This window comes from Mucilaginibacter sp. 3215, assembly GCF_050433785.1.
Taxonomy (GTDB): Bacteria; Bacteroidota; Bacteroidia; order Sphingobacteriales; family Sphingobacteriaceae; genus Mucilaginibacter.
In genome coordinates this window covers 218,902-238,375 of sequence record NZ_JBNPWO010000003.1, presented here as the reverse complement: position 1 = coordinate 238,375, position 19,474 = coordinate 218,902, and the positions used below count along the sequence as shown (strand labels likewise).

General features: G+C 42.2%; 18 protein-coding genes. 9 read left to right on the top strand and 9 right to left on the bottom strand.

The window, feature by feature from the left end:
- Positions 1 to 8 precede the first annotated feature (8 nt).
- From ABIC84_RS07550 to ABIC84_RS07530, 5 genes are all read right to left on the bottom strand, one after another.
- Entirely contained in the window at positions 9 to 941 is a 933-nt protein-coding gene (locus ABIC84_RS07550) for an aspartate carbamoyltransferase catalytic subunit (RefSeq protein ID WP_091163068.1), read from the bottom strand.
- A 147-nt stretch (positions 942 to 1,088) separates the two neighbouring features.
- The gene (gene pyrR / locus ABIC84_RS07545; RefSeq protein ID WP_429263171.1) at positions 1,089 to 1,637 is read right to left on the bottom strand and encodes a bifunctional pyr operon transcriptional regulator/uracil phosphoribosyltransferase PyrR; all 549 of its coding nucleotides are present in this window, start codon (positions 1,635 to 1,637) and stop codon (positions 1,089 to 1,091) included.
- Between the two features lie 89 nt (positions 1,638 to 1,726).
- On the bottom strand, positions 1,727 to 2,152 hold the full coding sequence (locus tag ABIC84_RS07540; RefSeq protein ID WP_429263170.1) for an ACT domain-containing protein: 426 nt from the start codon (positions 2,150 to 2,152) through the stop codon (positions 1,727 to 1,729).
- 161 nt (positions 2,153 to 2,313) lie between these two features.
- On the bottom strand, positions 2,314 to 4,281 hold the full coding sequence (gene rpsA / locus ABIC84_RS07535; protein WP_129569382.1) for a 30S ribosomal protein S1: 1,968 nt from the start codon (positions 4,279 to 4,281) through the stop codon (positions 2,314 to 2,316).
- A 202-nt stretch (positions 4,282 to 4,483) separates the two neighbouring features.
- On the bottom strand, positions 4,484 to 5,155 hold the full coding sequence (locus tag ABIC84_RS07530; protein ID WP_426580913.1) for an ACP phosphodiesterase: 672 nt from the start codon (positions 5,153 to 5,155) through the stop codon (positions 4,484 to 4,486).
- 241 nt (positions 5,156 to 5,396) lie between these two features.
- On the opposite strand from ABIC84_RS07530, the gene tyrS reads away from it, so the two are divergent.
- The 3 genes from tyrS (at position 5,397) to ABIC84_RS07515 (ending at position 7,817) form a co-directional block, all read left to right on the top strand.
- Complete coding sequence (tyrS, locus tag ABIC84_RS07525) at positions 5,397 to 6,680, top strand: tyrosine--tRNA ligase (protein WP_426580911.1); 1,284 nt, start codon at positions 5,397 to 5,399, stop codon at positions 6,678 to 6,680.
- Between the two features lie 190 nt (positions 6,681 to 6,870).
- Entirely contained in the window at positions 6,871 to 7,365 is a 495-nt protein-coding gene (gene parS / locus ABIC84_RS07520) for a type II RES/Xre toxin-antitoxin system antitoxin (protein ID WP_090532043.1), read from the top strand.
- Positions 7,365 to 7,817 (top strand): RES family NAD+ phosphorylase, encoded by a 453-nt coding sequence (locus ABIC84_RS07515; RefSeq protein WP_426580909.1) that lies wholly within the window; start codon positions 7,365 to 7,367, stop codon positions 7,815 to 7,817. Before parS ends, ABIC84_RS07515 begins: the two co-directional genes overlap by 1 nt.
- 134 nt (positions 7,818 to 7,951) lie before the next feature.
- Here ABIC84_RS07515 and ABIC84_RS07510 read toward each other — a convergent pair whose 3' ends face one another.
- A complete protein-coding gene (locus ABIC84_RS07510) occupies positions 7,952 to 8,812 on the bottom strand; it encodes a sigma-70 family RNA polymerase sigma factor (protein WP_090466905.1) in 861 nt (286 codons plus the stop codon).
- A 228-nt stretch (positions 8,813 to 9,040) separates the two neighbouring features.
- Between ABIC84_RS07510 and ABIC84_RS07505 the strand changes: the two genes are divergently transcribed.
- Both ABIC84_RS07505 and ABIC84_RS07500 read left to right on the top strand, forming a co-directional pair.
- Positions 9,041 to 9,688 (top strand): DUF2975 domain-containing protein, encoded by a 648-nt coding sequence (locus tag ABIC84_RS07505; protein WP_426580905.1) that lies wholly within the window; start codon positions 9,041 to 9,043, stop codon positions 9,686 to 9,688.
- Positions 9,689 to 9,691: 3 nt separating this feature from the next.
- Positions 9,692 to 9,892, top strand: a complete 201-nt coding sequence (locus ABIC84_RS07500; protein WP_426580903.1) for a helix-turn-helix domain-containing protein — start codon at positions 9,692 to 9,694, stop codon at positions 9,890 to 9,892.
- A 124-nt stretch (positions 9,893 to 10,016) separates the two neighbouring features.
- On the opposite strand, the gene ABIC84_RS07495 is transcribed toward ABIC84_RS07500, so the two are convergent.
- Positions 10,017 to 12,260, bottom strand: coding sequence for a sodium-translocating pyrophosphatase (locus ABIC84_RS07495; RefSeq protein WP_429263169.1), 2,244 nt, complete (start codon positions 12,258 to 12,260; stop codon positions 10,017 to 10,019).
- Between the two features lie 155 nt (positions 12,261 to 12,415).
- On the opposite strand from ABIC84_RS07495, the gene ABIC84_RS07490 reads away from it, so the two are divergent.
- The 3 genes from ABIC84_RS07490 (at position 12,416) to ABIC84_RS07480 (ending at position 15,733) form a co-directional block, all read left to right on the top strand.
- On the top strand, positions 12,416 to 13,852 hold the full coding sequence (locus ABIC84_RS07490) for an APC family permease (protein ID WP_426580899.1): 1,437 nt from the start codon (positions 12,416 to 12,418) through the stop codon (positions 13,850 to 13,852).
- Entirely contained in the window at positions 13,830 to 15,236 is a 1,407-nt protein-coding gene (gene dacB / locus ABIC84_RS07485) for a D-alanyl-D-alanine carboxypeptidase/D-alanyl-D-alanine endopeptidase (protein ID WP_429263168.1), read from the top strand. Before ABIC84_RS07490 ends, dacB begins: the two co-directional genes overlap by 23 nt.
- Before the next feature lie 101 nt (positions 15,237 to 15,337).
- The gene (locus ABIC84_RS07480) at positions 15,338 to 15,733 is read left to right on the top strand and encodes a hypothetical protein (RefSeq protein ID WP_429263167.1); all 396 of its coding nucleotides are present in this window, start codon (positions 15,338 to 15,340) and stop codon (positions 15,731 to 15,733) included.
- Positions 15,734 to 15,813: 80 nt separating this feature from the next.
- Here the strand turns inward: ABIC84_RS07480 and ABIC84_RS07475 are convergent, their stop codons facing one another.
- Both ABIC84_RS07475 and ABIC84_RS07470 read right to left on the bottom strand, forming a co-directional pair.
- Complete coding sequence (locus ABIC84_RS07475; RefSeq protein ID WP_429263166.1) at positions 15,814 to 16,857, bottom strand: response regulator; 1,044 nt, start codon at positions 16,855 to 16,857, stop codon at positions 15,814 to 15,816.
- Positions 16,854 to 18,041: a PAS domain-containing sensor histidine kinase gene (locus tag ABIC84_RS07470; RefSeq protein WP_091163083.1), complete on the bottom strand. Its 1,188-nt coding sequence runs from the start codon at positions 18,039 to 18,041 to the stop codon at positions 16,854 to 16,856. The genes ABIC84_RS07475 and ABIC84_RS07470 overlap by 4 nt, the downstream gene beginning before the upstream one ends.
- A gap of 186 nt (positions 18,042 to 18,227) precedes the next feature.
- On the opposite strand from ABIC84_RS07470, the gene ABIC84_RS07465 reads away from it, so the two are divergent.
- Positions 18,228 to 19,469, top strand: coding sequence for a YdcF family protein (locus ABIC84_RS07465; RefSeq protein WP_091163084.1), 1,242 nt, complete (start codon positions 18,228 to 18,230; stop codon positions 19,467 to 19,469).
- Positions 19,470 to 19,474: the final 5 nt, after the last annotated feature.

The window sequence follows — 19,474 nt, the reverse complement described above, 5'->3', positions numbered from 1 at the left end:
CATGCTTTTTATATGGTTGGTGTTTGTCCGGCCAGCAGGTAAAGCACTGCCATGCGCACGGCAACACCGTTTTCTACCTGGTCGAGGATGATAGACTGTTTGCTGTCGGCCACATCGCTGGTGATCTCCACGCCGCGGTTGATAGGGCCAGGGTGCATTACGGTGATCTCTTTATCCAGTGAATCCAGAATGGTTTTGTTAAGGCCGAAGAGCATGGTGTATTCCCTCAGTGAAGGGAAATACTTAATATCCTGGCGCTCCAGCTGAATGCGGAGCATGTTAGCCACATCGCACCAGTTAAGGGCTTTGATAAGGTTGTGCTCAACTTTTACACCCAAGGAACCAATGTATTTTGGAATTAGTGTTGTTGGACCGCAAACCATTACTTCAGCGCCCAATTGTTTAAGGCAAAGGATGTTGGAAAGCGCCACACGCGAGTGCAGGATATCACCCACAATCACCACTTTTTTGCCTGCCACATCGCCATACTTTTCACGAATAGAAAAAGCATCAAGCAAAGCCTGGGTAGGATGCTCATGCGCACCGTCGCCGGCATTTACAATTTGTGCTTTAACATGTTTTGACAGGAAGATGCCTGCACCGGCGTAAGGGTGGCGCATCACCACCATATCAACCTTCATGGCCAGTATGTTGTTTACTGTATCAATCAGCGTTTCGCCTTTGCTTACTGATGATGAAGAGGCCGCGAAGTTGATCACATCTGCCGAAAGCCTTTTTTCGGCCAGTTCAAATGATAAACGGGTACGGGTAGAGTTTTCAAAGAAAATATTAGCGATGGTAACATCCCGTAACGACGGCACTTTCTTTATCGGTCGATTTAAAACAGATTTAAAAGTATCGGCAGTTTCAAATATCAGTTCAATATCTGCCCGGTTCAAATCTTTTATACCCAATAAGTGTCGTGTGCTCAGTCCTGCCATCTCAGTTATTTTCCTGTTATATTTTATTCCTTGTTGTATTATTAGTTATGTCATTGCGAGGCACGAAGCAATCGCGAACTATGCGGGTTGCTCTGTAGAGTATGCGATTGCCGCGCTATCGTTCGCAATGACATATTATTAATTCTATTATTCCTGTACTTCTGAAACAAGAACTATCTTGTCCTCACCATCCGTATCCTTCCAGCTTACCACTACTTTTTGCGATGCGATGGAATCAACCTCGATACCCACATAATCTGCAGATACCGGGATATGGCGCGAGTAACGGCGGTCAACCAAAGCTAATAGCTCTATCTTTCCCGGTCTGCCGAATGCCTGCATGGCGTCCATAGCGGCGCGGATGGTACGGCCTGTCCATAGTACATCGTCCATCATGATCACTTTTTTGCCTTCAATAATAAAATCTATTTTAGTTTGATTAGGTACCAGTTGTGATTCACGGCGGCGAAAATCGTCGCGGTAAAAGGTAATATCAAGATCGCCCTGTAATATGTTTTTATCGGGAAGGATTTTTCTAAGTTCTTCGGCAACACGTTTGGCTAAATAAATGCCGCGCGGCTGAATACCAATTAATACGGTATTTGAAAAGTCGTTATGATTTTCAATTAACTGGCGACATAAACGTTGTATGGTAATTTGAAACTTTTGTCCGTCGAGCAGTGTTAGATTTTGCATCGTATGGGTGGATTTGGGCAAAAGTAATAATTTGTTTTCAAAAGCCCCCTCTAAATCTCCCCCGATAGGGGAGACTTTTTAAAATTCAGTTATTGGGCAAGTTTTCTTAAAGTCAACATCGCCCTTTCTGCATCTTTTTTCGCCACAAAAATATGATCATGATAATAGGCCGCTACTACGTTGCAGCTGATATTTTCATTCGCCAGCGCAGTTGCAAATGCAGCGGTTAAACCAGTCGCTTCCAGCGATGAATGGATGGTTAAAGTAATCCAGGCCGCAATATAGCTGTATTCAAGATTTAGCTTATCAGCGGTTTCTTTTTTTAGGATAAGAGTGATCGCTTCCTGCTCCTTGAAAAAAGCTATGATATCATCGGTGTTAATGTTACTTAATGATGATGTCGTGCAATAAACATAGTCACCTTCATTAATTATGGGTGTCATGTTTTTAAGCAAGATGTTGAGGTTGGTTTCGCCGATGGTCATATCACAAATATATAAAACTAACTCGCGCACGTTTTAACGAGTGTGTAACATGGGTTTGCGTTTATAACGCAACGGGCGATACAATCGCCAAGCCATTTTTATTGCGCTCATTGCAAATGAGCGCAATAAAATAAAAAAACAAAAAAGCCCCCCCGGATAACCGGAGAGGCTTGTATAAACTTAAGCTAAAATTATGCTTCTTCTTCAGAGCTGTTAGCAGCAGGTGCAGCCTTGCGGGCTTTGTTTTCAGCACCTTCCATTTGCTCTTTTAATTGAGCTAATACGCTAAGATCGCCTAAAGTTGATTTTTCAACAGAATCTTTCACTTTTTTCACCGCGTTAGTAGCAGCTTTTGCTTCTTTTTTGCGGTTTTCAAATTCCTGTACACGGGCATCAGCGCGGGCTTCTTCCCAGATACGTGAATGTGAAATAACGATACGTTTGTTTTCTTTGTTAAATTCAATGATTTTGAATTCAGCAGCTTCTTCAGCTTTTAAGCTCTTACCGTCTTCTTTAACCAGGTGTTTGGTTGGCGCAAAGCCTTCAACACCGTAAGGTAAAGCTACGATAGCACCTTTGTCGGTTACTTTGATAACAGTACCTTCATGGATCGAGTCGATAGTGAAGATAGTTTCAAATGTATCCCAAGGATTTTCTTCAAGCTGTTTGTGGCCTAAGCTCAATTTGCGGTTTTCAACATCAAGTTCAAGTACAACCACATTCAGTTTTTCACCAACTTTAGTGAATTCGTTAGGGTGGTTAACTTTTTTAGACCAAGAAAGGTCAGAGATGTGGATTAAGCCGTCGATGCCGTCTTCCAGTTCAACAAACACACCAAAGTTGGTCATGTTTTTAACTGTAGCTACGTGCTGAGTACCAACTGCGTACCTTTCAGCAGCGTTTTGCCATGGATCAGGAGTTAATTGTTTAACACCTAATGACATTTTGCGCTCTTCGCGGTCTAAAGTCAATACTTGAGCTTCGATCTCGTCACCAACTTTCAGGAATTCCTGAGGGTTGCGCAGGTTTTGTGACCATGACATTTCTGATACGTGGATCAAACCTTCAACACCAGGGATGATTTCAAGGAATGCGCCGTAATCAGCAACGGTAACGATTTTACCTTTAACTTTTGAACCAACCTGAATTTCTTCAGAAAGGCTTTGCCAAGGGTGAGGGGTTAATTGTTTCAAGCCCAGAGCAATACGTTTTTTCTCGTCATCAAAGTCAAGAACAACAACGTTGATTTTTTGATCCAATGCCAAAATTTCGCGTGGGTGCTCAATACGGCCCCATGAAATATCTGTAATGTGCAGTAAGCCGTCAACACCACCAAGGTCGATGAATACACCAAAGTCGGTAATGTTTTTAACGGTACCTTCCAATACCTGACCTTTTTCAAGGCGTGCAACAATTTCAGTTTTTTGGTTTTCCAGATCGTCTTCGATAAGCACTTTGTGTGATACCACAACGTTCTTGAATTCGTGGTTGATTTTAACAACTTTGAATTCCATAGTTTTACCTACATACACATCGTAATCCCTGATAGGTTTGATATCGATCTGTGAGCCAGGTAAGAAGGCTTCAACGCCCATAATGTCAACAATTAAACCACCTTTAGTACGGCTCTTCACAAAACCGGTGATGATTTCATCGTTATCAAGGGCTGAATTAATGCGTTCCCATGATTTTTGAGTTTTTGCACGTTTGCGTGAAAGTACCAACTGACCGTTAGCATCTTCCTGCGATTCAACAAAAACGTCAACTTTGTCACCGATCTTAAGATCTGGTGTGTCACGGAATTCTGATACTGATACTAAACCGTCTGATTTGAAACCTACGTTAAGCACAACATCTTTGTTGTTAACGTTAACAACAGTACCGGTGATGATTTCGCCTTTGGTGATAGAGCTGAATGTTCCATCATACAATTTTTCAAATTTCTCACGGTCGTCATCGCTGTAGTTACCAAATTTTTTGTCGTCAGCATCCCAGTCGAAATCTTCGCTTGGTGTAGCCGCAATTTTTGATTTGATCTCTTCGATAGAGATTGAATCAGCTTCTGATTCAATAGTTTCCTTTTCGCCAGACGCGTTCACTGTACCCAGTTCAGCTTCTTTCGCTTTTAATTCTTTTTCTGCTTCTTGTTTTTTTGCCATTAAATAATTTTTCTCCTTTTCCCAATTTGTTAATTGGGACTGCAAAGGTACGGATATATTTTATTGAAAAAAGAAATTTTTTAATGTTAATTGCTTATATTCAAGCCATTTTGTTTTTTAAAACGAAGATTTTTCAGGGTTATACCTATATAAATGTATGAAACAGCGTTTTACAGGCATGTTTTATCGGTGAGAGGGCGTTTTAAACGCTTGTTAATTTGTGATCTATTTCTTCAAAAATCTGCATAAAATCATTCAGCATTTCCTCCCGGTAGCCGCTTAATATTTCATCCATTATCACCTCTTGTTCTGGTGTGAATGGATTTTTCCATACCCGCATACAGATCCGTTTGAGTGCGTAGGCTATCTGGTGAGTTTCGGCATAGGTATGCAGGTACTGACTTTTTTTAAAGCCTTCGTAAAATTTAAAGAAAACGGCAGTGTCCTCAAGCCCGGCAAAGGTTAAAAAGCTTCTTATTTTATCTTCCCGGCAATCGGCTAAATGATCGTAAAATTCGGTAACGCTGATTTTGCGGGTGGTAAGCAGCAGGTTATCGATAACCAGCTCAAGTGCAATATGCCCTAAAAAAAATGGTTTTACCGGCGAGTTTATCAGGGCCGGGGCCAACAGTTTTTTGAGCTCATGTGAACGACTGGTAAAAAAAAAGGATGAGTGAAAATACCGGTCGACATCAAGGTGCTTGTTCCATCCGGATATGATCGAATTGACCTCGTTATCAGTATGGTGCAGCTTTTCGGGATGAAGGATAATGTTTTTATCGGCATTCTTCAACAGGTCGGGTAGCACCGTTCCCAGCACGTGGTAACAGTTGGTAGTATCCCTGTCGAAATAATAATGCGATAAAAAATTCATAAGCCTTGCCTTGCAAAATACCCGGTTTTGCTCAAGATACAAAATATAAGTAATTATTTGAAACAGATTTTACCTGTAGTTAACCTATATAGGCACGAATCTTTCCGGATAGTGGGCAATTAAATCGAATTACAAGAATTTTTCGGAAGGGTGAGTTATAATTAGTGTAATTCGATCTAATTAGTAAAAATTAGTGTGTCAATTTAATTTATATTTGCACCTTTTTGAAACAGAACTTGATATGAACTTTGTTGAAGAATTACGCTGGCGCGGCATGCTGCATACCGAAATGCCTGGAACCGAGGATATGTTAAATAAAGGTATGGCTTCGGGATATATCGGGTTTGATCCAACTGCCGATTCGTTGCACGTTGGGCACCTTACCCAGATCATGACCCTGATCCACTTTCAGTGTGCAGGTCACAAACCTTATGCTTTGGTTGGCGGTGCTACCGGCATGGTGGGTGATCCCTCAGGTAAATCGGCCGAGCGTAATTTATTATCAGAGGATGTGTTGCAGCATAACCTGGAAGCCGTAAAAAAACAGCTTACCCGTTTCCTTGATTTTAATACCGGCGCCAACAGCGCCGAAATGGTGAACAATTACGATTGGTTCAAAAACTTTACTTTTCTTGATTTTATCCGCGATGTAGGCAAACATATTACGGTTAATTATATGATGGCTAAGGATTCGGTGAAGAAACGACTTGAAGGCGATACCGGTATGTCATTCACCGAATTTACATATCAGTTGGTACAGGGCTACGATTTTTACTACCTGTGGAAGTATCATAACTGCTCATTGCAAATGGGTGGCAGCGATCAATGGGGAAATATCGTTACCGGTACTGAGCTTATCCGTCGTAAAGACAGCGGTGAGGCTTTTGCCTTAACTACCAACCTGATCAAAAAAGCAGATGGTACAAAATTTGGAAAAACCGAAAGCGGTGCTGTTTGGCTTGATGCCGAGCGTACATCGCCTTACCAGTTTTACCAGTTTTGGTTAAATACTACCGATGTTGACGCCAAATCATATATCCGCATTTTTACTCTGCTTGGTCGTGATGTTATTGAAGCGATGGAAGTTGAGCATGATGCCGCACCACATACACGTGTATTGCAAAAAGCATTGGCTAAAGATATTACGATTCGCGTACATGGCGAAGCTGAATACGAAAAAGCAATAAAATCTTCGGAGTTTTTGTTTGGTAATATAGGCATCGAATTTTTGAGCGAACTGAATGAAGCTGAGGTTTTGGGTTTGTTTGCCGGTGTGCCTAACTATACCATAGCGTTAAGCGAATTAGAGCAGGGAATTAACGCTGCCGATCTGTTAGCGGCGAAAACGGCTGTTTTTGCATCAAAAGGTGAAGCTAAAAAGATGATACAAGGCGGTGGTGTTGCAATCAATAAAGTTAAAATAGGTACTGCCGATGATGTTTATAATGCAAATGCTTTGATTGGTGATAAATTCATCGTAGCTCAAAAAGGTAAGAAGAACTATTTTTTGATAATAGCAGAATAAGTTAGGTCAGTGAGTCATTCGATGAATCGTCATTAAGTCATTGGACTCTTGTCTCATTAAATCGTTGCAAGGTCCATGACTTAATGACAAAATGACCAAACGATATAGAAAAGCGACAGGTTAAAACCTATCGCTTTTTTTGTTGGTTTAATATTTGTAAATACGACAAATGGTAATTATATTTGTATATATGTCGTATAAATCAAAACCAGATACTAAAAATGAGGTTAATGAGCCCATGGCAGCGTATGTTGTTCAGGGAGCTATGCCTTCGTTTTATAGTTTATTAAATGGCTCAAAACAGTTAAAAGCCTCTTCTGATTTTGATATCATCAGCCTGGCGCGTAAGGGCTTCCCTAAAAGCGCCTTGCTTTCTCTGGCAAAAAAAATCTCCCTTAATATCCAGGAGCTTGCCAATATACTGCATATCTCCGAGCGCACCTTACAGCGCTACGAGGATGATGTCATCATCAAAACCGAGTATGCCGAAAAGGCTATTGAACTTGCACGGCTTTATACCCGTGGCGAGGAGGTTTTTGAATCGATGGATAAATTCAAGATCTGGATCAAAACGCCGTCGGTAGTTTTCAGAGGTGAGGCACCTGTTACTATTCTGGATACATCTGCCGGTTTCGACATGGTTTTTAAAGAGCTTGGCCGCATTGAACACGGTATTTTTGCCTGATGATACTTTTCCGTATTACCAAATGCAATTACGCTACCGATCTGAGCGGCACCGGAGCACGATTATATGGCGGCCGCTGGAACAGCGAAGGCAAGCCAATGCTTTACCTTGCTTCTTCCAGATCATTGGCGGTGCTTGAGGTGTTGGTACATTTAGATCCGCTGATAATTCCGGGAAATTATTGTCTTACTGAAATAGAAGTTCCCGATAGTAAAATAATTACTGTTGAGGTTGAACAGCTACCTGCGGATTGGCGGGATATCACCGGGCCGGTAATTTTGCGCGAGCTTGGAGATGCTTTTCTGAAAAAGCAGGAATACTTATTAATGAAAGTACCCTCATCAATTGTACCTGCCGAGTTTAATTATCTGCTTAATCCTTTGCATTCCGATGCCTTTAATATTAAACTTTTAAAAAGAGAGCCTTTTAGTTTTGACAGGCGGCTTATTTAGTCATTAAGTCATTTTGATAAATCGTCATTAGTAGTTGAGGGGCGGCAGTTGTTGTATTGCAGCTAACCATGCTAAAGAAAAAAGCCACCAGTTACATAACTGGTGGCTTTTAATATCTCCTTTAAATTTTTTGATTAACCTAAGTATGATTTCAGGATCTTGCTCCTTGAAGTATGGCGCAAGCGTTGCAAGGCTTTGTCCTTGATCTGGCGCACACGCTCGCGGGTTAAATTAAACTTCTCACCAATTTCCTCTAATGAAAGCGGATGGTTGGTGCCTAAGCCAAAGAACAATACAATGATCTCGCGCTCGCGCTCAGTTAAGGTTGATAGTGAACGTTTGATCTCTTCAGATAATGACTCATTGATCAGGATCGAATCGGTGTTTGGTTCCTGGTTTTCCAGTACATCAAGCAATGTATTCTCTTCGCCCTGTACAAACGGTGCATCCATTGATACGTGGCGACCAGAGTTACTTAGTGTATCGGAGATCTTATCAACAGTGGTCTCCAATATATCAGCAAGTTCTTCAGGCGATGGTTCGCGCTCGTACTCCTGTTCAAGTTTTGAAAAAGCCTTGCTGATCTTACTTAATGAACCTACCTGGTTAAGCGGTAAACGCACAATACGCGATTGCTCGGCAATAGCCTGCAATATCGACTGGCGGATCCACCATACAGCATATGATATAAATTTAAAGCCTTTGGTTTCATCAAAACGCTTGGCGGCTTTAATCAGGCCGAGGTTGCCCTCGTTAATTAAATCGCCCAGTGTGAGGCCCTGGTTTTGGTATTGTTTAGCAACAGATACAACAAAGCGAAGGTTAGTTTTGGTTAAACGCTCCAATGCCGCCTGGTCGCCCTCGCGGATCTTTTGCGCTAAAATTACTTCTTCTTCGGCGGTTATTAGGTCTACCTTACCAATCTCGTGCAGATATTTATCAAGCGATTGCGACTCGCGATTGGTAATGGATTGCGTTATTTTGAGTTGTCTCATCTATTTAATAAACCTCTCTATTCGTTATATTCTGAATAGAACGTGCAAAGCTAATATTTTGTTTCTAAAATAAAACATATAAATCAGAAATAGCAATACCAGTGTAAAATTTTATATTCAAAATTTAAAATTTATGTATATCGCATAAAATTTATTGTAAAACAATGAATTTATTTTGTTATTTAATAAATATTGTTTTTATTTGAATTGAATTAATATTGTAGTGTAATGAAAAAGGTACGTGCCCTGCAAATACTTGTTTATATAGTGTTTGGTTTGTTTGTTTTTCAGAATATGGCTGCCGATTTCTGGCAGGGGTTTAAGGATGGATACAATGATGGAATGGGTACAATAGATGGCGCTAAAAGATACGGGCCAACATTGCAAGCCACTATTGACGGAAGCTTCATTTCGCAAAAAAATGGGGGCGAAATGAAGATAGGTGAAAACTATACTTTAAAGAATATAATTATAAACAGTGATATAGTAGTTAATAATGATAATATATCTGTAAGCTGGCCATTAAACGCGATTGAAACTGGGCTGATACTTATTACAACTCTGATAGTAATAAGAATAGCCTATCTTATTAATAAGGTTATTGTAAATATTGTCGAGGGTACTTTATTTGAGCAGCGATGTATTAGGCTGATCAAAAGCACAGGGATGCTGTTATTGCTGTTTACATTGACTGATTATATAGGGCAGCAAGTATCCTATCAGGAGTTAATAGCTAAATTGCATGTGCCGCTAAAAATCATCAATACATCGGCATTTAATTTTGGTACGCTGGTATTTGCTATCTTGATATTTATCCTGGCCGAAGCATTTAAGCAAGGGGCGAGGCTTAAAGAGGAGCAAGCTTTAACTATTTAAGTCATGCCGATAATAGTAAATCTTGATGTGATGATGGCAAAACGAAAAATGTCATTAAATGAACTGAGCGACAGGGTAGGGATCACCATATCAAACCTTTCTATCCTGAAAACGGGCAAGGCGAAAGCCATCCGTTTTGAAACACTCGAAGCCATATGTAAGGCGCTTGACTGCCAGCCGGGGGATATTCTCGAATGCAGGTGAAAGGACATTGCGTTAAATAAAGATATTATCTTAAATCTCACGTCTCAAATCTCATATCCAATCAGACAACAAAAAAGCCGCCCTCATCAGGCGGCTCTCTCCATTAATTTAAATATAAAAACTATTAAACACTTTTTTCAGCTTTAACAACCATATGGATGCTCATAGGCTGTTTGTTCATTTCTTTTTGGATCCTGGCGCTGGTTGCAGCCGGATGGCTGTTCAGGTGCGGGGCAATAACCAATGAAACTATCGACATTAACTTAATAAGGATGTTCATGGATGGGCCTGAAGTATCTTTAAACGGATCACCTACAGTATCACCTGTTACTGATGCTTTGTGCGGTTCCGATTTTTTGTAGAAGATCTCGCCGTTGATTTCGCAGCCTTTCTCAAATGATTTTTTAGCATTGTCCCATGCACCACCTGCATTGCTTTGGAAAATCCCCATCAATACACCCGATACGGTAACACCGGCCAGCAAGCCGCCTAACACTTCGGGGCCAAAGGCAAAACCGATGATGATAGGGGTGACCAGCGCGATTAAGCCAGGGGCAACCATTTCGCGGATCGACGCTTTGGTGGAGATAGCCACGCATTTTTCGTATTCTGGTTTACCCTCGTAAGTCATGATACCCGGAATTTCGCGGAACTGGCGCCTAACTTCTTCTACCATTGCCATGGCGGCCCTGCCCACGGCTGCTATCGCCAAGGCAGAAAAAATGAATGGAATCATTCCGCCAACAAACAGACCTGCCAATACATTGGCTTTATAAATATCAATATGTTCAATGCCTGCAACGCCCACAAAAGCCGCAAATAAGGCTAATGAAGTTAATGCTGCCGAAGCAATAGCAAAACCTTTGCCTGTAGCGGCTGTTGTGTTACCAACGGCATCCAGGTTATCGGTACGGTGGCGTACTTCTTCGGGCAGGCGGCTCATTTCGGCAATACCGCCGGCATTATCCGCAATTGGCCCAAAAGCATCTATCGCCAGCTGCATGGCCGTTGTTGCCATCATACCGGCGGCGGCGATAGCTACACCATATAAACCGGCAAAATAATATGACCCGTAAATACCCGATGCCAAAACAAGGATAGGCAGTACGGTTGATTCCATACCAACAGATAAACCGCCGATGATATTGGTAGCGTGACCGGTTGACGACTGCCTGATAATGCTCAATACCGGACGTTTACCCATGGCGGTGTAGTACTCGGTTATAATCGACATTAAAGTACCTACTACCAGGCCAACCAATATTGATCCGAAGACACCGTCTTTAGTAAAGGGTATTACCTCAGCTTTTACCACCCCGTTAACCTCATCACGTACCATGTGAAATTCGTCCGAAGGTAACATCCATTGCACAACAAAATAAGTAGCTACAGCAGTTAGTATAATTGATGCCCAGTTACCTATGTTCAATGCTTTTTGCACACTGTCGGTTTCTGATTTAATTTTTACCATCGCGGCACCTACAATTGAAAATATCAAGCCAAGGCCGGCAATTACCATTGGCAGCAATACGGGGGCAATACCACCGAATTTATCGTGTGATACGATTTCACGGCCCAGCACCATAGTAGCCAGCATAGTAGCTACATATGAGCCAAAAAGGTCGGCACCCATACCGGCAACATCGCCTACGTTATCACCTACGTTATCGGCAATGGTGGCCGGGTTGCGCACGTCATCCTCGGGGATACCGGCTTCAACTTTACCAACAAGGTCAGCACCTACGTCGGCCGCTTTGGTGTAAATGCCACCGCCAACACGGGCAAACAGCGCTATGGATTCTGCACCTAATGAAAAACCGGCTAAAACGTCAAGCGCTTTTGCCATGGCTCCGCCGTTAACACTGCTGCCAGCTACTTTAACAACATAAAACTGATAAAAAACAATAAAAAGCGATCCTAAACCAATAATAGCCAAACCGGCCACACCCAGGCCCATTACGGTTCCGCCGGTAAACGATACTTTTAAAGCTTGTGCCAAACTGGTACGTGCAGCCTGTGTGGTACGTACGTTAGCTTTGGTAGCAATACGCATCCCCAGGTAACCTGCAAAGGCAGATAGAAACGCGCCTATCAGAAATGATATGGCAATAACAGGACTTGAAGTAGTAACCGTTGTGCCCGACCATGCCAGCAAAATACCGGCAACCACAACAAATCCGCCTAATATTTTCCATTCGGCACGTAAAAAGGCCATGGCGCCATCGGCAATGTAACCGGCAAGTATGGCCATGTCGCCGTCACCGGCGTTTTGTTTGGTAACCCAGGCGGCCTTAATAGCCATAACAAGGATCCCGATAAGCCCCAAAACAGGAATTAAATAAATTAAATAATTGTTCAGAAAATCCATATCACAAATTTGGTTTAATAAAGTAGTACTGCTTGGTTTAACAGTGTGTAATAACAATTGGTGATTGCAAAATAGTAATTTTATTTATTTACTATAGTGATCGTTAATATTAAAGTTTTTTGAATAGTTTAGAGATTTAAACCCTAAAACAATATATGGCGAAAAACTCATCGCAACCAAAAATGAAACATGAGCTTAGCTTGCTGGACGGTACCATGCTCGTATCAGGATCCATGATAGGCTCAGGTATTTTTATTGTTAGTGCAGATATTACCCGTAACGTAGGCTCGGCCGGCTGGCTGATAGCTATCTGGGTTATCACCGGTTTCATGACCCTTACTGCGGCCCTAAGTTATGGCGAATTGAGCGGTATGTTTCCCAAAGCTGGTGGCCAATATGTATATTTAAAGGAGGCTTACAACAAGCTCATCGCTTTTTTATATGGATGGAGTTTTTTCGCAGTAATCCAAACGGGCACTATCGCGGCGGTAGGGGTGGCCTTTAGTAAGTTTGCTGCCTATTTGATTCATCCGCTTAGCGAGGAGAACATTCTTTTTCAACTCGGTTTCTTAAAGATCAGCGCTGCTCAGCTGATGTCAATTTTCATCATTGTATTACTTACTTATATTAATACCAAAGGGGTAAAAAGTGGCAAACTTATCCAAACCACGTTCACACTTACCAAGCTTTTAAGTTTGTTTGGTTTGATCATATTTGGTTTTGTAGCGCTAAAGCCTGAAATATGGCATGCCAACTGGAGTAACGCCTGGGATATTCATAATCTTAAAGCGGATAATACAACTGTTAGTCTTACCCTTGCCGCAGCCATGGGGGCTATTGCAGCTTCGATGGTAGGCTCGATATTCAGTAGTGATGCCTGGAACAGCGTAACGTTTATAGCAGGTGAAATGAAAAACCCTAAAAGGGATGTTGCCTTAAGTCTTGGTTTAGGGACTTTGATAGTAACTATCATTTACGTATCAGCTAACGTTGCTTACACCGGTGTGCTATCCATGCATGATATCGCAACTGCCGATAAAGACCGTGTTGCCGTAGCTGCATCGCATATCATATTTGGTAATCTCGGTACTTATATTATTGCCGTTATGATCATGATATCAACCTTTGGTTGTAATAACGGTTTGATACTTTCAGGTGCCAGGGTTTATTATACCATGGCAAAGGACGGGTTGTTTTTTAAACAAACAGGTGAATTAAATAAGTCTGGCGTGCCCGAGTTTGGTTTGTGGATCCAGGCTGTAGTAGCTTCGATACTTTGCCTGAGTGGCCGTTACGGTGATTTGCTGGATATGATATCCTTTGTGGTGGTGATTTTTTATGTCCTTACCATCTTCGGCATATATATCCTGCGGAGAAAACATCCAAATGCTGAGCGTCCTTATAAAGCACTGGGATACCCAATTTTGCCTGCCATATACATTATAATGGGATTGATATTTTGTGTATTGCTCATAATTTATAAACCCCAGTTTACCTGGCCGGGCTTAATTATTGTATTGATTGGTGTGCCCATATATTATATTTCGCAACGGTACGTTAAAAAACAGGATGAGGCGCTTACTGGTAATTAGTTTTTTATTTATAGGAGAGTCTGTTGCGGCGCAAACGCTTCAGCAAAAAATATCAAATGCTTTTGGGAGGTTGCAGGCGGATAGCCAGTGCAATTATGCTTCAGTATCATTAACCGTACTTGATGCCAAAACCGGGGAACAGGTGTTTGGCGGTAACCCTAACATGGGTTTGGCTACCGCTTCAACGCTTAAAACCATTACCAGTATTACGGCTTTTAATATTTTAGGTCCCGATTTTCAATATCAAACGCAATTAGGTTATACCGGCGAGATTGGGGCCGATGGCACCCTGACCGGCGATATCATCATTAAAGGTGCTGGCGATCCAACCCTGGGCAGCTGGCGTTATGAGCAAACCAAAGAGGGGCATGTAGTAGCCCTTATGGCCGATGCCCTGCAAAAGGCCGGGATCAAAAAAGTTAACGGCCGCATCATTGGCGATGACAGCATCTTCGGTACACAATCCATCCCCGAAGGCTGGATCTGGCAGGACATCGGTAACTATTACGGAGCCGGTACATCGGGTCTTTGCTGGCGCGAAAATCAATTTGATATAAAGCTGCGTACGGGTGCGGTTGGTAGCCAAGTTGGCATATCGCGTACTGTTCCGCTGATGCCATACCTTGCATTTAAAAGCGAGTTGACAAATGGTTCTGCCGGATCAGGCGATAATGCTTATGCTTTTTTACCGGTTGGCAGTAAAGTAATATATCTGCGCGGTACTTATGCCATTGATCAGGATAAGAAAAGTATTTCGGCGGCCTTACCCGATGCTGCTTATGATGCTGCGTTGCGGCTCAATGATACGCTGAGGAGTTTAGGTATCATTATCGGTAATGAGCCGGAATCAGCCACTACTTTGAGCGCTAAAAACCTGCCATTGCCCATAATTGCTAAAAATCTGGCAACTATATCATCACCAACTTTAAGCAAAATAGTTTACTGGCTCAACCAGAAAAGTATTAACCTTTACGCTGAGCAGTTACTCAAAACAATAGCCTGGAAACAGGAACGCAAGCCTACAACGGCAAATGGTGTGGATGAGGTACAAAAGTTTTGGGCGGCCAAAGGGATAGATACGCGCAGCATGAATATTTACGACGGCAGCGGCCTTTCGCCCGGTGACAGGGTAACTACGTTAACGCTGGCCCGCATCCTGCAATCGGCAAAGAAGGAAAGCTGGTTTGCTGATTTTTATACAAGTCTGCCGGTTTATAATGATATGAAAATGAAAAGCGGTAGCATCAACAATGTGTTGTGCTATGCCGGTTATCAAACAAAAAACGGCCGAGAGCTTTGTTTTTCTATTATGGTTAATAACTTTAGCGGATCGAGCCGTGGTATAAAGGAAAAAATGTTCAGGGTGTTGGATGAATTGAAGTAAGTCCCTGCCCCGTAGAGGATGTTTTTATAGATTTTTATATCAACTTTTATTTCTATTGGTAAACACCTTAACTTTATTGGAACCGTAATATCTAACCGATAATGAAAAGTTATAAACTTTTTTTCCTTGCAGCGCTGTCATTTGCGGCCTGCAAAAGCAAAACCGGCTCAAATGATGACGTGCAATCCATCAAATTTAAGTTCACCGAGCTTGGCCGCGAAACGCAGTTTAGGATCACCTGCGATAAGTTTGATTATTACTTCCCCGAAGGGAAAGAAAAAAGCTTTAACAAAAAAACCGGCATTGATAGTGTAATGCAATTGCTAACCGGTATGAGGATGGTGAGTGACGGTACGGAACCAGACGTGCGCGGGAAGATCTATATTACACACACTACTAAAGCCGTTGATACCGTATGCGTTGGCGCTAAAGCCCTCAGCTATAAAGGTACAACTTATGAAACGCCACAGGAGCTGTTGGTGTTGATACAAAAATAGGTTGCACAGGGGTGCAAATGGTTTGTTGTAATCAAGCCATTGGTCAGAGAATGAGCAGGATCATCTAAAAATGACAGCGGTCAGTTTTTCATTTTAGCCAGCCGTTCTGGCGAAAGCACGGTGATCTGGCTTCCTTTTTTATCGATTAGGTTTTCATCTTTAAAATCGGTAAGGGTACGGCTCACCGTTTCGGTTGCCACCCCGGCCATGGCAGCAAGGTCTTCGCGCGAAATTTTGAAGCCCTCTTCCCGCTGTTTATGCAGGCGCATCAGGGTATCTGCCATCCTTTTCCGTACTGAGTTATACGCAAGCTGCAATAATTGTTCTTCCCGGTCGCGGATATGATTAGAAAGCATTTTGATAAACTCGCGCGCAATATCAGGGTATAAATTGAGCAAGTTGTCTAATTGATCTTTAGGAATCAGGCACAGATGGCTGTCCTCCATGGCGGTCGCTGTGTCGATATAAGCCTCGTTCGAAAGTAGAGCATTTACGCCAAGGTATTCCTCGGCAGAGTGGATGGCGGTCATCAACTCACGGCCATCGTTTGCCAGTTTAACGGTTTTAACCCTGCCTTTCAATATCAGGTACAAGCCATTTCCCTTATCACCATCATAATAAATTACCTGGTCTTTTTTAAACAGGCGTACCTTGCGTTCGCCAATAATACGTTTAAGTTCAGCGAGACCGCTGTTCTTCGATACAATTGAATTTAGGTTTTCGAGCGATTGACTATAAAAGCTTTGCTGGGCAGTTTTTTTCCTGAGCCTGCTTTCAATGGCGTTCAGCAGTTCAATATCATCAAAAGGCTTGGTTAAGTAATCATCGGCACCCATTTCCATACCTTTACGTTGGTCAATACGTTCGGCCTTTGCGGTTAAAAATATAAAAGGTATGGCGGCAGTTTCGGGATTTTTATTCAGCATAAATAAAACGCCATAACCATCAAGTTCGGGCATCATGATATCGCAAAGTATTACATCGGGCAGGTTGTTAACGGCCAGTTCAATACCGGTTTTACCATTATCGGCTTCAAATACCGTGTAACCGGCCAGCCCCAGTATTTCTACCACGTTTTCGCGGATATCGTTGTTATCTTCGATGATAAGGATTTTTTGGTTCATGATGCGGGAAATGAAATGGTGAATGAAGTACCCTCGTTTACGTTACTTTGAAAATCAACCCTGCCGTTCATAAGGGCAGTGTACCGGGCCACAATATTAAGGCCTAAACCGGTACCCGCGATATTGCCTGTATTGTGCGCTCTGAAAAATGCCTCAAATAAATGCTTCTGGTCGCTTTCGGGAATGCCTATGCCATTATCTTTTACAGTAATGGAACAGCCGGAAGCATTTATTTCGGTACTAAATTCAATAAAACTGTCCTCGCCCGAATATTTGATGGCGTTTGTGATGAGGTTGATGATGCAGTTTTTGAGCAGATTAATATCGAGGTAAACCATACTATCTGTACCTGTATGCTGATAAAGGATATTTTGGTTTTGCTTGGCCATAATCTGCATTTCTTCAGTTAGCTCTTCGGCCAGCTTAACCAGGTCAAACCTGGTGTATGATGGTTCAATACGCCCGGCTTCCAGTTTTTCGAGCGAGAGAAAATCATTCAGAATGGTAGTGAGGTTGCCAACGGCGTTTTTGATTTTATTAACATGCTTGCTGATCTGCAGGCTGTGCAAAGGCTCGGCATATTTATCAATGAGCGAGGCTGATAATTGAACAGCGCTTAGCGGCGTACGAAACTCATGCGATGCCATGGATACAAAACGGCTTTTCAATTGCCCCAGTTCTTTCTCTTTCTCGAGAGACTGGCTTACTTCCTCCTTGGTTTTTTGCAGTTCAACAACAAATTGTTTCAAGGAGAGGGTGCGTTCCTCTACCACCTCCTCCAGGTGTGATGTGTATTCCTTCAGCTTATCTTCAGCTTCCTTCTCACGGCTAAGGTCGTGTATAAAGCCGGCATATATTTTACGTCCCGAAAAATTTACGTCACTAACCCCAAGTCTGAACGGGAATTGGGTGCCGTCTTTACGCAAGCCTGTTACTTCACGACCTATACCAATGATATGTGGTTTACCGGTAGTTTGATATCGATTGATGTAATGATCATGCTCCTGCCTGTAAGGCTGGGGCATCAGCATCGATACATTTTTTCCGATAACTTCATGAGGTTCATATTGAAATAACTTGCAGGCCGATGGGTTAATAGATTCGACAATCCCCCGTTCATCGATAGTAATAATGCCATCGATAGCATTTTCAATAATCGCTTTTAATAAGGCAGCATTTTCCATAGATGAGGTTTGAGATATTTATCTGCTTTTGCAAATATCAAATTTGATATGGATTTTTTACACCTAAAGATGGTATATCTTAATTAAAATTAAAATTAGGCCTTTTTTGTAAGAGGAAAGTTACCGGTAGTTAACTTTGAGTTTATCTGCTTAGGCGTTATTTGCGCCTTGTTAAAAAACAGCTCAATGAAAAAACTCCTGCTACTAACTATGCTTGGATTAGGTGGTTTAAGCGCCTTTGCACAAACCCAGGCCCCTGTTAAAAATGCCCCGACAGATTATGTAAAGATTAAAAACTACGGCCTGCTGACTTTATTTGAGCAGGATGCCGAAGTAAGCAATTTACTTAAAAACGATCCTGAACTGGCACAGCTCACTCAGAAAAAGCTAAGCGCCCTTAGCACTTCTCTTACTGATTGTAAAGACGCGGCGTGCTTAGTAACTGCGGTAAAACTAACTGATGAGGACATCAAAACCGTAAGCGACCGGCTTGCAGCACTATATAAAACAGGTAACGCGTTTGACAGGATGGTTAAATCGAAACTGATCCCATCGGGCCTTTATAGTTTGTATAAAAAACTATCGCCGGAGCAATTGCTTATAAAAGCATGGGAGCAGGACGCAGGTAGTATTAATTACACTATTGGCATTTATGCTGAAGGCAAAAAGCCTAACTATCCGCAAATAGATTCTATTAGCTATAATGTTAAAGCGAGGGCATATTATACCCTGATGTATGATGCTTCCGCTACATTGTTGGGTGATATTAAAGGAACAAAGCTGTTTTTTGAACCCGCTACGCAGGCAGCCCTGCTTTATCTGCAGATCAACGAAAGGCAGGATCCAGCCAATTACGAGCCTATGGAGTTAGGTAGCAATAAGGCTGCCGTAACCCGTATCAAAACCATTAAATGGGCCGATTATCCTTATTCAAATATTCTTGTACCCGGCGCTGGTCCGGATAATTTAACATCGCCATTGAGCGGTGAGGGGATGCTGCGCTGCAGACTGGCGGTACAGGAATATAAGGCAGGCAAAGCGCCGTTTATCATTGTATCGGGCGGCAATGTGCATCCATATAAAACAAAGTATAATGAAGCCGAGGAAATGAAAGTTTATTTAGTAAAAACCCTTCACATTCCTGAAAATGCGATCATCATTGAACCTCATGCACGTCATACCACAACAAATATGCGTAACAGCGCGAGACTGCTTTATAAATATGGTATCCCTGCCGATAAGCCCGGAATTGTGGTAACCGATAAATCACAAACCGATTTTATAATGAATATGGATGCCCGCTGCCAAAAGGAACTGAACTATGTGCCATATAAACTGGCCAAGCGTAACTCCGAAACCGAAGTTGAATATTACCCGGTAGAAGAAGCCAAACAAATTGATCCTGACGAACCCCTTGACCCTCGTTAAGAAAG

Bases quoted from the DNA above. Each gene is read 5' to 3' on its own strand.
- ABIC84_RS07470 (WP_091163083.1), bottom strand. From the start codon at position 18,041: ATGGAAAATGCTGCCTTATTAAAAGCGATTATTGAAAATGCTATCGAT.
- ABIC84_RS07475 (WP_429263166.1), bottom strand. From the start codon at position 16,857: ATGAACCAAAAAATCCTTATCATCGAAGATAACAACGATATCCGCGAA.
- ABIC84_RS07495 (WP_429263169.1), bottom strand. From the start codon at position 12,260: ATGGATTTTCTGAACAATTATTTAATTTATTTAATTCCTGTTTTGGGG.
- ABIC84_RS07550 (WP_091163068.1), bottom strand. From the start codon at position 941: ATGGCAGGACTGAGCACACGACACTTATTGGGTATAAAAGATTTGAAC.
- ABIC84_RS07505 (WP_426580905.1), top strand. From the start codon at position 9,041: ATGAAAAAGGTACGTGCCCTGCAAATACTTGTTTATATAGTGTTTGGT.
- parS (WP_090532043.1), top strand. From the start codon at position 6,871: ATGTCGTATAAATCAAAACCAGATACTAAAAATGAGGTTAATGAGCCC.
- ABIC84_RS07530 (WP_426580913.1), bottom strand. From the start codon at position 5,155: ATGAATTTTTTATCGCATTATTATTTCGACAGGGATACTACCAACTGT.
- ABIC84_RS07515 (WP_426580909.1), top strand. From the start codon at position 7,365: ATGATACTTTTCCGTATTACCAAATGCAATTACGCTACCGATCTGAGC.
- ABIC84_RS07490 (WP_426580899.1), top strand. From the start codon at position 12,416: ATGGCGAAAAACTCATCGCAACCAAAAATGAAACATGAGCTTAGCTTG.
- rpsA (WP_129569382.1), bottom strand. From the start codon at position 4,281: ATGGCAAAAAAACAAGAAGCAGAAAAAGAATTAAAAGCGAAAGAAGCT.
- ABIC84_RS07500 (WP_426580903.1), top strand. From the start codon at position 9,692: ATGCCGATAATAGTAAATCTTGATGTGATGATGGCAAAACGAAAAATG.
- ABIC84_RS07480 (WP_429263167.1), top strand. From the start codon at position 15,338: ATGAAAAGTTATAAACTTTTTTTCCTTGCAGCGCTGTCATTTGCGGCC.
- dacB (WP_429263168.1), top strand. From the start codon at position 13,830: ATGAGGCGCTTACTGGTAATTAGTTTTTTATTTATAGGAGAGTCTGTT.
- pyrR (WP_429263171.1), bottom strand. From the start codon at position 1,637: ATGCAAAATCTAACACTGCTCGACGGACAAAAGTTTCAAATTACCATA.
- ABIC84_RS07465 (WP_091163084.1), top strand. From the start codon at position 18,228: ATGAAAAAACTCCTGCTACTAACTATGCTTGGATTAGGTGGTTTAAGC.
- ABIC84_RS07510 (WP_090466905.1), bottom strand. From the start codon at position 8,812: ATGAGACAACTCAAAATAACGCAATCCATTACCAATCGCGAGTCGCAA.
- tyrS (WP_426580911.1), top strand. From the start codon at position 5,397: ATGAACTTTGTTGAAGAATTACGCTGGCGCGGCATGCTGCATACCGAA.